6 protein-coding genes are annotated in these 13,395 nt (G+C 74.4%); 1 reads left to right on the forward strand and 5 read right to left on the reverse strand.

The window, feature by feature from the left end; translation table 11 throughout:
• Positions 1–9 precede the first annotated feature (9 nt).
• The 5 genes from BI06_RS06815 to BI06_RS06835 form a co-directional block, all read right to left on the reverse strand.
• Positions 10–4,050 (reverse strand): condensation domain-containing protein, encoded by a 4,041-nt coding sequence (locus BI06_RS06815; protein ID WP_304440872.1) that lies wholly within the window; start codon positions 4,048–4,050, stop codon positions 10–12.
• The gene (locus BI06_RS06820) at positions 4,047–5,852 is read right to left on the reverse strand and encodes a non-ribosomal peptide synthetase (RefSeq protein ID WP_043465703.1); all 1,806 of its coding nucleotides are present in this window, start codon (positions 5,850–5,852) and stop codon (positions 4,047–4,049) included. Before BI06_RS06820 ends, BI06_RS06815 begins: the two co-directional genes overlap by 4 nt.
• Positions 5,853–6,077: 225 nt before the next feature.
• Positions 6,078–7,781 carry an ABC transporter ATP-binding protein gene (locus BI06_RS06825; protein WP_043465704.1) on the reverse strand — a complete coding sequence of 568 codons (1,704 nt, stop codon included), beginning with the start codon at positions 7,779–7,781 and terminating at the stop codon, positions 6,078–6,080.
• Positions 7,778–9,526, reverse strand: a complete 1,749-nt coding sequence (locus BI06_RS06830) for an ABC transporter ATP-binding protein (protein ID WP_051740329.1) — start codon at positions 9,524–9,526, stop codon at positions 7,778–7,780. The genes BI06_RS06825 and BI06_RS06830 overlap by 4 nt, the downstream gene beginning before the upstream one ends.
• A 135-nt stretch (positions 9,527–9,661) precedes the next feature.
• On the reverse strand, positions 9,662–12,232 hold the full coding sequence (locus BI06_RS06835; RefSeq protein WP_051740330.1) for an amino acid adenylation domain-containing protein: 2,571 nt from the start codon (positions 12,230–12,232) through the stop codon (positions 9,662–9,664).
• Between the two features lie 713 nt (positions 12,233–12,945).
• Between BI06_RS06835 and BI06_RS06840 the strand changes: the two genes are divergently transcribed.
• The coding region (locus tag BI06_RS06840; protein WP_043465706.1) for an NAD-dependent epimerase/dehydratase family protein at positions 12,946–13,395 on the forward strand (450 nt) is incomplete at its 3' end.

Raw genomic sequence — 13,395 nt, forward strand, 5'->3', positions numbered from 1 at the left:
CTCGTGGTCTCAGAAGTCGAAGTCCGGCAGTTCCAGGGCGGCGGGACGGGGTGGCGGCGGTTCGGCGGCAGGACGGGCGAGCGTGCCGAGGGCGAGGCCCCGGCCCTCCCGGGCGATGCGGCCGAGCAGCTCGCCGAACTCCTCCAGCCAGGCTCCGGCGGTGCCGGGAGCGAAGGTTCCGGTCGCGTACTTGAGCACGAGTCCGAAGTCCTCGGGCCCGTTCAGCACGGTGAGTTCGAGCGGGAACTGGGCGCCGGCCTGCCGGACGTCCAGTGGTTCCAGCACGGGAGCGCCCTCGCCCGGGGCCCGCGGCTCGCCCCCGCTCTGGAGGCCGAGCATGGTCGCCGCCAGCGGCCGTCCGGAGGGGTGCCGGGCGGTGCGCAGGATGCGGTCGGTGGGGAAGTCGCCGTGGCCGATGGCCTGGAGGGAACTCTCCCGCACCTGGGCGAGGAGGTCGCCGAAGGTGCCGTCCGGGTCGACCCGGACCCGGACCAGGACGGTGTTGGTGTAGCAACCGACGACCGCCTCGTGGCCGGGGGGCCGGTTGGCGACCGGCATGGCCACGCAGAGGTCCGTCGTGCCGGAGATCCGCCAGAGCAGGGCGCCCCAGGCGGCCAGGAACAGCATGTTGAGCGAGATTCGCTCGGTCGCGCAGAGGTCGCGCAGTGCCGCGGCACCGGCGCCCGTCACCGGGAGCGCGAGGTCGGCGCCGGCCGCCGCCGGAGCGCCGCCGGGCAGGTCGACGGGCAGCGAACCGGGCTCCGTCCCGTCGAGGTAGTCGGCCCAGAAGCGGCGCAGCACCTCGCCGCGGTCGCCGTCGAGCGCGGCCGCCTGGTCGCGGACGAAGTCCCGGTAGCCACGTCCGGGCGCGGGCGACGGTCCGTCGGCGCCGAGGTCGGCCAGGACCAGCTCCCAGGACCAGCCGTCGAAGAAGAGGTGGTGGAAGTTGAGGACGAGCACCGCCCGCTCGCCGTCCCGGAAGCGGGCCCGCACGAGATGGAAGCGGCGCGAGGGCTCCTCGTAGGGGCGGAACGGCTCGGCGACCAGCCCGCCCAGCCGCGCCAGCAGGGCGAGGTGGCCGTCGGCGGCGGTGAGGTCCCCGAAGTCCCAGGTCTCCCGGCGCAGTCGGGCGTCGCCCGGCACCGGGGCGGCGATGTACTGGCGCGGGCCGTCCTCGGTGTCCTCCAGAGTGCAGCGCAGCATGTCGTGCCGGGCCACCAGCCTGTCCAGGGCCGCTTCCAGCCGCTGTTCGTCGAGTTCGCCGCGGACGAGGAAGGCGGCGGGCACGCTGTAGGCGTCGGAGCCCGGGTCGAGGGTGACGGCGGTCCAGATCGCGGCCTGCTGGCCGGACAGCTCCATGCCGGGAAGCTCCATGCCGGGGGACGGCGCCACCTCCGCACCGGCTGCGTCGGGCCCGGGGGCCGGCGCGGACGCGGGCGAAGGGGCGACAGCGGGCGCGACGCCGCTCCCGGACTCGGCCAGCGCCTCGCGCACCGCCTCGGCGAGCGCCGCGAGGTCCGGCATGTCGTAGAGGTCCAGCACCTCGAACCCGGTGCCGAAGCGCTGGTTGAGCCGTGCCACCAGCAGGGTGCCGGCGAGGGAGTCGCCACCGCGGGCGAAGAAGTCGTCAGCCGGCGTGACCGGCTCCTTCAGGAGTTCTCCGGTGATCCGGAGGACGACCTCCTCGACGGTCAGGCTGTCGGAGGGGTCCGTCCCGGCGTCCTCCGCCGGGGCGGACCCGGGCTCGGCCGGACGCGGCCGCACCGTCGGCCAGCAGGGCTCCTCGGCCGGCGGCGCGAGCGGCAGCTCGACCCGCCGGACGCCCTCGCCCAGGCCCCCGGCCCAGTCGACGCCGCGGCCCTGGAGGTGGAGCAGGCGCAGCAGTTCCTCGGGACGGGCGCCGGGCGCGACCGCGGTCGCGTCCGGCCGTACCTCGGCCAGCAGCCGGGACAGCGGCCCGTCCGGCGCGAGGTCGACCAGCAGCGGTCCGCTCCCGAACGCGGCCAGCGCGCCCTCCAGTCGGGACCGCTCCGGGGCAGCGGCTGCCTCGGCGGCGGTGCGCATCGCCTCGTCCAGGCCGAGTTCGCCGTCGGCCACCCGGCGGGCGAGCGCTCCCGTCCCGTGCGCGAGCACCAGGTCGAAGCGCAGGCCGTACCGGGCGAGCACGGCGTGCTGGGCGGCGAGGTGGACGACGGAGCGCTGGGCGGCGGTCCACCGCTCGCGCGGCAGGACGGCCTCGGCACGGCGGAGCACGTCCGCCGCCGCCGGCGGGCCGGCCAGGAGGCCGAGTTGCGCATCGGTCACCGGCGCGTCGCCGAGGACGAGCACGACGGGGGTCTTCGGGAGGGCCTGTTGCGCCCCGGCGGCGAGGGTCGCGTCGATCTGTGCGACCAGGTCCGCGCCGTCGCGGGCGATCCAGGCGAGGCGGTGCGCGAAGTGCTCCCGGCCGGCCGCCAGGACGTCGGCGACCCGGTCCAGCCCGGGCCCGCCTGCGGCGACGGACTCCCGGAGGGCGCCGGCGAGCCGCCGCAGTCCGTCCGGGGTGGGGGCGGAGAGCACCACCAGGCGCTCGCCGGGGACGGGCCGTTCTGGGGCGGGGGCCGGTGCCGGAGGCTCCTCGACGACGAGGTGCGCGTTGGTGCCGCTCAGCCCGAAGCCGCTGATCCCGGCCCGTCGGGGTTCCTCCCCGGCGGGCCAGGGTTCGGTGGCTGCGGTGACGTGGAGCGGCACCCCGGTCAGGTCGATCAGCGGGTTGAGGGTGCGGAAGCCGGCGGTGGGGAAGATCCGGCCGGCCCGGAACTGGGCGATCACGCGCACCAGTCCGGCGAGCCCGGCCATCGCGTCCAGGTGGCCCACGTTGGCCTTGACGGTGGAGACCGGGAGGCTGGCCCCGCCGCGCGACCGGGCGCCGTAGGTCTCGGCGAGCGCCTTCATCTCGATCGGGTCGCCCACCCGGGTGCCGGTGCCGTGGGCCTCCACGTAGCCGACGGTGGCCGGGTCGATGTCGGCGTCCCGCAGGGCGGCGGCGATCACCTCGGCCTGGGCTGTCGGGCTGGGCGAGGTCAGGCCGTTGCTGCGGCCCGCGTCCTGGTTGAGGGCGCTGCCGCGGATCACCGCGTGCACGGTGTCGCCGTCGCGCAGCGCCGCGTCGAGCCGCTTCAGCAGGACGAAGCCGCCGCCCTCGCCGATGACCGTGCCGTCGGCCCCGGCGTCGAAGGACCGGCAGCGGTTGCTCGGGGAGTTCACCCCCATGCCCTCGCCGGCGGCCGGGCGGGCCGGTATGTCCCCCAGCATCGCCGCGTAACCGCCGACCAGGGCGAGTTCGCTCTCGCCCCGGGCCAGCTTCCAGCGGGCCTCGTGGAGGGCCACCAGGAAGGAGGAGCAGGCGGTGTCCACGACGAAGGCCGGGCCGCGCAGGTCGAGGTGGTAGGCAAGCCGGCCGGCCGAGTACGCGGGCAGGCTGCCCGCGAAGGCCCGCCCGGTGCGCTGCTCGTCCTCCGGCAGCAGGTGCAGCAGGCTCGGCAGGATCCCGCAGTAGCCGGCGACCACGACGGCGACGTTCCGGCCGCGCAGTTGCTTCGGGGCGTGGCCCGCGTGGCCGATCGCGGCGACGGCCAGGCTGAGCATCCGCCGCTGGCGCGGGTCGATCAGCTCCGCCTCGGCCCTGGAGATGCCGAAGTAGCGGTGGTCGAAGGCGCCGAGGTTCTCCTGCCAGCAGCCCTCGGCGTCCTGCTCGGTGCGGACCAGGCCCAGCGCGTCCACCCGCTCCTGCGGGTAGGGGGCGACCTGGTGCCGGCCCTCGTCGAGCAGCCGCTCCAGCTCCTCCCAGGTGGAGCAGCGGGGCAGTTCGAAGGAGACGCCGATGACGGCGATGTCGGTGTCCCGGCCGGCGGCGGCGTTCCGGCCGGGGCGGGTTCCGCGGCCGGGGCGGGTCGTGCGGGCATCGTGGTCGGCACGGGTGCCGCGGTCCGCACCGGCGGTGCGGGTGGCCCCGGTGCTGCGGACGCCGCCGGTGGCGGCAGGGGTGCGGGCGGTTCCGGTGGTGCTCACAGCTCGACCACCGCCGTGGCGGACCGCGTCGGCGCCGCCGTGCCGGAGAGGACCGCGGCCAACTGCGCGACGGTCGGGTGGGCGTACAGCTGGGCGATCGCGAACCCAGGGTAGCGGCGACGCAGGCGCCCGTAGACGGTGAGCGCGTTGAACGACGTCCCGCCGACCTCGGCGAACTGCTCGTGGCGCCCGACCCGTTCGGCGCCCAGGACCTCGCACCAGATCGCCGCGACGAACTCCTCGACCTCTCCTGCCGGCGCCTCGGGCGCGTCCTGCGCCGACGCCGCCCGGTCCTCCGGCTCGGCCGCCAGGGCCCGCAGCGCCTTGAGGTCCGCCTTGCCGTTCTGGTTGACGGGGATGTTCGGTACCGGGTGGATCCGGCTGGGGATCAGTGCGGCGGGCAGGTGGCCGGCCAGCCGGGCGACGATCTCGGACCGGGTGGCGGTGCCGACGACGTAGGCGGCGATCTCCATCGGCGCCCCGGCGGAGGCGCGTTCACCGGTGACGACCGCGAGCCGGACCCCGGGTACGGCCAGCAGCGCGGTCTCGACCTCGCCCGGCTCGACCCGGTTGCCGCGGATCTTCAGCTGGCTGTCCACCCGGCCGAGGTAGTCGAAGCAACCGTCCGCGTCCCGGACGACCAGGTCGTCGGTGCGGTAGAGCCGCTCGCCGCCGATGTGGACGAACTTCGCGGCGGTCTTCTCCTCGTCGCCCCGGTAGCCGCCGGCGAGGCACTCGCCGCCCAGGTGGAGCACCCCGGCGGTGCCGTCCGGGACGGACCCGCCGCCGTCGTCCAGCACCCGGGCGAGCACGCCCGGCAGCGGGTGGCCGACGGGCGTGCGCTCCAGCTCCGTGTCGGCGGGCCGGACCCGGTGCGCGGTCGCGAAGATGGTGGCCTCGGCCGGGCCGTAGCCGTTGTGGATCTCGATGCCGGGCGAGGCCGCGAGGATCGCCGCGACCAGCCGCGGGGGCAGTGCCTCGCCGATGAAGACCACCAGCTTGCGGGGCAGCAGCGCGGCCAGTTCCCCCTCGCTCGCCAGCGCCTCCAGCAGCGAGGGGGTGTAGGTCAGCGCATCCACGGGATGCCGGCGCAGCTCGGCGGCCAACGCCTGCGGGTCGAGCGTGGCGGCCCGGTCGTACACGTCGAGCCGGGCGCCCGAGAGCAGGGCGCCGTAGACGGAGGCCTTGCCGATGTCGGCGGCGAAGGTGGTCGTCGCGCCGTAGCTCTCCAGCGGCTCCAGCCCGGCGGTCAGACCCCGGAAGCCCGCGCAGAAGTTGAGCAGGGCGCGGTGCCCGACCTCGACGGTCTTCGGCACGCCGGTCGATCCGGAGGTGAACACCAGGTACGCGAAGTCGTCCTCGCCGAGCCCGTCGGACACCCGGTACGGCACCGGCGGCGGCGCGTCCGTCAGCGACACGGCGACGGCGCCGGCCGGGATCCGGGCCTCGTTGCGACGGTCCGTCAGCACCGCGCCCGGGACGACGGCGGCCAGCAGTGCCGCCACCCGGGCGTCGGGGTCGGTGGGCTCGATGTGCACGTAGGCGGCGCCGACCGCCCACGCACCGAGCACGGCGACGGCGCAGAGCTCGGAGCGGTCGAGCAGGGTCGCCACCACGTCCCCCCGGCCGACGCCCAGGGCGCGCAGCCGTTCGGCCACGCCCCCTGCTCGCTCGGCCAGTTCGGCGTAGGTCAGCTCGTCCGCGCCGTGGCGCACGGCCGGACGCGCCGGCACCGCTGCGGCGACCCGCGCGAAGGCGTGTGCCGCGGTGCGTGCAGGATCCCGTGGTTGCAGGTCGATCACGATGGCCCCCGAGCGAGTAGGCGTACTGATGGCGGACGTGGGGTGGCGGGCAGGGCCCCGCGCGACCGTGCGCGGGCAGCCCGCGGGCAGGCCACGGCGGAGCGCCGTTCCTGTGCGGTGGATGTGCGGTGGATGTACGGAAGGTGCGGGAGGCGGAGGGTGCGGGAGGCGGAGGGTCCGGGTGAGGAGGTCCCCGGTGGGGGCGCCCCCGGAGGGGCGCCCGGGTCAGCCGACGGCGACCGTCTCCGGGTGCTCCTCGGGCGGGCTCTGCTCGGCCACCCGTTCGAGCGTCACGACCTCGTCGGCCCTGGCCAGGAGATCGGGGTTGTGGGACACCACGATCCAGGCCCCGGGCCACTCGGCCGGGAGGGTGTCCCAGATCAGCCGGGCCGTCTCGCCGTCGACGGAGGAGTCGCAGTCGTCGACCACGTACACCTGGGCCGGGCGGCAGAGCATCCGGGCGAGGGCCAGCCGCTGGCGCTGGCCGCCGGAGATCTGGCGGGCCTCGCCGGAGTCCAGGACGGTGTCGAGACCGTCCGGGAGGCCGGTGGTGCCCGGCCCGAGCCGGACCGCGGCCAGGGCTCGTTCCAACTGGGCGTCGGTCAGGTCCGGCGCGCCGAGGGACAGGTTCTCCCGCACCGTCCCGCGCAGGAAGCGCGGCGACTGGCGCGCGTAGCCGATCCGCGGGGCGCGGAACCAGTCCTGCTGCCCGGCCACCTCGGCGCCGTTCCACCGGACGCTCCCGCGGACCTGCGGCTGCGTCGCCAGGAGGCTGCGGACCAGGGTGCTCTTGCCCGAACCCACCTCACCGGTGACGGCCACCAGCCGGCCCGGACGGGCGGTGAAGGTCACCGGCCGCGGCGCGGTGGTGCCGGGCGCGGTGTCGCAGGTGAGCCCGGTGACCTCCAGCTCGGTCAGCGGCGGCTCGGTGTCCGGGAGCGCCGGGGCCGCGGGCGTCGTCCCCTCGACCAGCTCGGCCAGGCGGTCGTGCGAGACCCGGCCGCTCTGGATCCGGGCGAGGATGTAGCCGAAGAAGAACATCTGCTCGCCCAGCCAGGCGATGTAGGTCAGGAACAGCACCAGCTTGCCGATGCTGAAGTCGCCGCTGACGAGTCGGGTGCTGACGATGAGCAGCACGGCGGCCGTGCCGATCATGACGGTGTTGCGGAACAGGTCGGCCATCAGGCCCTCGAACACCTGGTGGCGCACCTGGGTGCGGCGGCGGGCCGCGAACCGGGCGTCCAGGGCCCGAACCCGGCCTCCGGCCGCGTCGAACAGCCGGAGGTCGCGGACACCGGTGAGGAGGTCCGTGATCGTCCCGGAGACGGCGCCCTGCTGTTCGCGGACCTCCTCCTGCAGGGCGGACACCTTCCGCTTGAGGTACACCGACGCCCACAGGCCGCCGAGCAGCAGGACCAGCGGCAGCGTTGTGACCACGTCGGTGCCGAGGAGCACCGCGAGGGCCGCCACCAGCAGCACCGAGCGGTAGATCAGGTCGGTGGTCCACTCGAGGAGGCCGCCGATCTCCTCGGTGTCCTCGCGCAGGCGGTTGAGCACGTCGCCGTTGCCGCGGGAGGCCGACCGGGCCGACGGGGTGCGCAGCACCCGCCCCAGCACGTGCAGCTTGAGCCAGGCACCGACCTGGAAGATCAGGGTGAAGGTGAGCCGCAGACCGCCCATCAGCACGGCCGCGCGCAGCACCATCAGGCCGGTCGCCAGTGCCAGCAGGCCCCACACCGTGCCGTCCACGACCCCCTGGCCGGCGCCGTCGATCAACCGGGAGATGACCAGGCCGACGACCAGCGGCAGTCCGTGGATCACGGTCCAGGTACCCATGGCGGACAGGTAGACGCCCTTGCCGCGGAGGGCGGTGCGGTGGAGGAAGCCCAGGAAGGTGCCGGTTCCGAGGTCCTGCGGTGCGTCGCTCATCGGGTCACTCCCGCCGCCGTGTCCAGCTCGTCCAGTGCGGTGCCGGGCCTGAGGTCCGCCACGCGGCCGTCCTTCAGCACCAGGATCTCGTCGACGTCGCGCAGGGTGCCCAGGCGGTGCGCCACCATGATCACCGTGCGGTCGGACTTCAGTGTGGTGACCATCGCGGTCCAGACCTTCTCGGTTTCGGGGTCGAGGCGGGAGCTGCCCTCGTCGATCACCAGCAGGCCGGTCGGCCTGATCATCGCGCGGGCCCCGGCGACCAGTTGCGCCTCACCTTCGGACAGCTGCCGGCCGCCCGCGCCGACCTCGGTCCGCAGGCCCTCGGGAAGGGCCCGGATCCAGTCGGCGGCGCCCAGCTGCTCCAGCACCTCCCAGACCCGCCGCTCCGGGAAGGAATCGTCGAACAGGGTCACGTTGTCGAGCAGCGAGGCCGCGAACAGGTGCGACTGCTGGCTCAGGACGGTGATCCGGCGGGCCAGTTCGGCCGCCGGGACGGACGCCGCGTCCTCACCCCCGAGCGTCACCCGGCCCGATCCGGGCTCGGCGAGCCCGCACAGCAGGCTGACCACCGTGCTCTTGCCGGCGCCCGTGGGGCCGACGATGCCGAGGCTGCGGCCGGCCGGGACGTCGAAGGAGACGTCGTGGAGCACCGGCTCCCGGTCGTAGCCGAAGGTGACGTTCTCGAAGCGCACGGCCTGCGGGGCCACGGCCTCCTCGCGGTCGGTCCGCGGACGGCCGACGGTCGCGACGTCCTCGGCGGCGGCGACAGCGCCCTCCCGGGCCAGCAGGCGCGTGGAGAGGGTGAGCACGGCCGTCATCCGCTGCAGGCTGTCGGCCTGCGAGGAGATCTCCTCCAGCGGCTCCTGGAGCAGGTTGACGTACAGGTACAGCATCGTCAGCGTGCCGACGGTGACGCCGTCCTGACCCAGCGCCTCCAGTCCGAAGCCCAGCGCGAGGCCGAGGCTGAGCGCGAAGAAGAACTGGGCGAGCGGCCACAGCGCGCGGCCCGCCATGTAGGCGGCGCCCTCGACCCGGAACAGTTCCTCCAACCGGCCGCGGGTCCGGTCGACCACCCACTCCGACCGTCCCAGCGGGATCAGGTCGTCCCGCACCGCCAGGGAGTCGCCGACGAAGCCGTAGAAGTCGGTCTGGGTCTGCCGGGCGGCCTCCCACTTGCGGGTGGCCCGGCGGGTGAGCCGGGCGAAGCCCAGGAACATCAGCGCGGTGAGGACGGTGATGCCGAGCCCGGCGGCCGGGACGACCGCGACCATCACCACCAGGATGCCGAGTGCGGTCACCACGTTGGCGACCATGCGGAACCCGGCCTCGGCGACGGCGGTCCCGACGATGTCGGAGTTGCCCTCGATCTCCTCCAGGACGGAGCCGGCCTGCCGCCCCTCCACCTCCAGCACCGGACGCTCCAGCAGGGCGTTGCGCAGCAGTCGCCGGCGCAGCCCGTCCGCGATGCTCCAGCCCGCCCGGGCGGCCAGGTAGCCCGAACCGACCCTGGCCAGTGCTCCGGCCAGCGCCACGCCGAGGAAGGCCAGCGCGCCGGTCACCAGGACGTGCTCGGTGCTCCCCCGGCTCGCGTCGTCGATGAAGCGCTGGATCAGCAACGGGCCGGCCAGCGCGGCGGCGACACCGGCCAGGGCTGCGAGCAGCGCGGCCGCCGAGATCGCCTTCACCGGCCTCAGTTGCTGCCACAGCAGCCGCCCGCCACCCGGCAGGGACTTCTTGGTCATGGAGTGGAACGCCTCTCGCAGAGCGTGGTTTCAGGCAGGAACGGGAACGCCCGCACGGGGCGTGCCGCTTCGGCGGGTGTTCGTGACGAGCACCCGTGGTGAAGGTACGACGGTACGGCCGGACCTGATGGGGATTCAGCCGGCCGAGCCGGACGACGCCCCGGATGCGGCGGCGGTCTCCAGGGCCAGGACCGAGGGGTGCTTCCTCGGGTCGACCCCGTCCAACAGACCGGGACAGTGGGTCAGCAGCGACTTCCTCAGCCGCAGTGCCAGGAGCAGCGGGTCGGGGGAGGTGGCCAACAGGTCCTCGTCGTCCCGGACCTCGCGGCCCGCGGCCTGCTCGGCGGCGAACCGGATCCGCTCGCGCAGGGCGGCCCCGGGCGCGGGAACGGCGGCCGGCGCGTTCGGCGGCGGTGCGGGCCTGGCGGCGCGCAGTTCCTCGTTGATCAGCCGCATCCGACCCAGGTCGGGCTTGCCGGTGGCGGTCTGCGGGAAGGCGCGGACCACCACGTACCGGGTGGGCGCGACCCGCGGCCCCAGCGCCTCGCCGATGCAGGAGCGCCACCGGGCTGCCGACTCCGGGTCCGCGAGCGCCGCCGCGGCGCCCGCCGCCGAACCGTCACCCTCCGGCTGGACGAAGGCGACCAGCTGGACGTGGCCGGCGGCCACCCGCACGTCCACGACCTTGCAGCGCGCCACGCCCGGCTGGACCGCGAGCACCGCCTCGACCTCGTCCAGGTTGACCCGGATGCCCCTGACCTTGATCTGGGCGTCCCGGCGGCCGAGGTAGCGCAGCAGGCCGTCGGGGCCGACCCGCCCGAAGTCCCCGGTGCGGTAGACCGTCGTGCCTTGCTCCGACCCGTCGTCGAGGGGCCGGAACCGGCTGCTGGTCCGGGCCTCGTCGCCGATGTAGCCACTGGACAGGAAGCGGCTCACGATGCCGATCTCGCCGACGGCACCGCGCGGGACGGGCAGCCCCTGCTCGTCCGTCAGCAGCAGTCGGCGGCCGGAGATCGGCAGGCCGACGGGGACCCGCCGGTGGTCCGCGTGTCCGGCCGGGATCTCGTACCGGGTGGCGAGCACGCACTCGGTCGGCCCGAACATGTTGTGCACCCGGGCCGAGGGCAGTACCGCCCGCATCCGGCGGCCGAGCGCGGGCGGGAACACCTCGCCGGCGACGATGACGTTCTCGACCGAGGCCATCGGCCGCGGCCTGGCCTCCAGGGCGGCGACGACGTACTCGATGAAGCTCGGAATGCCCTGGAAGAAGGTGACCTCCGCCGCCGAGAGCCAGGCGGCGACCGCCTCCGGGTCGCGCCGCTCGCCGGCGGGCGGCACGCAGAGCGTGGCACCGTAGGCGAGGGCCCCGAAGACCTCCATGTAACAGGCGTCGAAGACCGGTGCGGACCACATCGCGACCCGCGATCCGGGGCCGAGTCCCAGCTGCGCCCGCTGCCAGGCGAGGAACAGCGCGAAGCTGCGTTCCGGCTGGACAACTCCCTTGGGGAGGCCGGTGGTTCCCGAGGTGAAGGCGATGTAGGCGGTGTCCGGGCCCGCGGCCCGCAGCGCCGGGGCCCCGTCGTTCGGCTCGCCGTCGTCGGCCTGTCCCCCCTCGCCGGTCGGCGCCCCCTTGCCGTCCCGCTCCTCCACGTAGGCGACGGTGTCCAGGCCGACGGCCGCGCCGAGCGCGACGGCGGTCTCCCGGACGGCCGGGTCGTACAACAGGACGCCGCACCGGGCGGCCGTCATCAGAGCCGTGTTGCGCGACTCCGGCACCTCGGGGTCGATCATGACGTAGCAGCGGCCGGCGAACTGGCAGGCGACCATCGCCACGGCCGCGGTCCGGTTGTCCGGGGCGAGCACGGCGACCGGGGCGCCACTGCCGTCGACCGCGTTCAGACGGGCTGCCAGATTCGTCGCGACGGAGCCGAGTTGGGCATAGGTCAGCGATTCGCCGGCCGGGTCGAGGAGCGCCGTCGCGTCGGGCGTCCGGCGCACCCAGTCGCGCACCAGGTCGCCGGGACGGAACAACTCGTCCGGCAGCGGGTCCCCCGGGTGCCCGGGCAGGAAGCCGAGCGCCTCGTCGAGGGCGGGCCGCAGCGCCTCGGCCACCGGCCGGTCCGGGTCGGCCCGCAACGCTTCCAGCACGGTCACCGTATGGTCCGCCAACTGCCTGGCGGTGTCCGGTTCGTAGAGGTCCTCGGCATACCGGACCAGCAGCTGTCCGGGCCGCTCGCCGGCCGGGCCCCCGGTCTCGAAGGCCAGCACCAGTTCGAGCCCCGGTGCCGGCTCCGTCGGGTCGGCCGGCGGGTCGACCGTCACCAGGACCAGAAATCCGGGCTCGTCCTCCTCCAGCACGGCGGAGGGGACCCGGGCCGCCAGTGTCCGCAGGCTGTCCCGCTCGGTGAGCGCCATCGTCAGCCCCCGCGGCGAGCCTTCCGCCGCTCCCCGGTCCGGCCCCACGGCCGTGCCCACGTACAACTCCCGGCCACCGGAGAAGTCCGCGAGCGCCACCAGGGCCGCGACGGCCAGCACGTCCCGGAGCGGGAGCGGGAGCGGGGTGCCACCGTCCGGTCCGGCCACCGGTCCCAGGAGCCGCCGGTCCAGCGGGCGGGAGACCGCCCCGAAGGAGCCGACCGCGGAGGTCGAGCGGAGCAGGTCGCCGGGAACGGAGGTCGGATCATGCCGTACGACGGTGGAGCCCATCAACGATCCATCCTCATCAAACGTTCACGGAGCAGGTTCTGCCTGATCAGAAGGATGGCTTGAATGAGCGCCTCCCCCCAGGCACAGTGGCGATCCTGCTACACGGAGGAAGGCGGCACAAGGCTTCTCCGGCAGAAATTAACCCGGACATGTCAGAGCAAACCCGAGGCATCGGTCGGAAGCGAACAGTCCTTCAGACAGCCGTGATCACTCTCCGCAGCCATCTCCGGCACACCTCTCGGCGCCGTGCCACCCAGCGCGACAGCGCCCCCCCGCAGCGAAAATCCCACCCCCACCCCGCGCCCCGCAACGGGAGTTTCGGCCTCCGACGCGGCACGACCGGCCCCCCTCGGGCCCGCACGATCCGGAGGGTGGTGCCACCGGGCCGGAGGCATCCGTCGACTGACGACCGGCCCGACGGCCGGCGGCACGCAACCGGGCGCGGCGCCTGTTGTCGGGCTGCCAGAAGAGCCCGACCGATGCCCGCCGGTCGGGCTCTTTCGGTGGACACCCTCGACCGGTCGCCCACCGGCTCGAAGCGGTCCGCGACCGCGCACCCCGACAGCGGCCGGTAGCGTCGAGCTCTCGTCCCGAACCTGAGCAATGTTGACTTGTGTCGTTTTACGTTTAATTATGTTTACTCTACTTGCCGGGGCGACCCAGAACTGCGGGAGCCCGCACGAAGGACGACATGATCGGAACGAGGTCGCATCATGAGTAAGTACCTGGTCACGGGTGGCGCCGGCTATGTCGGCAGTGTGGTCGCCGCCCACCTGCTGGAGGCGGGGCACCGGGTGACCGTCCTGGACGACCTCTCGACCGGGTTCCGGGAGGGCGTGCCGGCCGGTGCCGAGTTCGTCGAGGGACGGATCCAGGAGGCCGGCGAGGTCCTGGACGGCTCCTTCGACGGCGTGCTGCACTTCGCGGCCTCCTCCCAGGTCGGCGAGTCGGTCGTGGACCCGGAGAAGTACTGGCGCAACAACGTGGCCGGCTCGCTGGAGCTGATCTCCGCGATGCGCGCGGCGGGCGTGCGCAAGCTGGTGTTCTCCTCCACCGCCGCCACCTACGGCGAGCCGGAGTCGGTCCCGATCGCCGAGACCGCCCGCACCGCGCCCACCAACACCTACGGCGCCACCAAGCTGGCCGTGGACCACCTGATCACC

Origin of the sequence: Kitasatospora sp. MBT66 (assembly GCF_000710405.2) — a bacterium.
Taxonomy (GTDB): Bacteria; Actinomycetota; Actinomycetes; order Streptomycetales; family Streptomycetaceae; genus Kitasatospora; species Kitasatospora purpeofusca.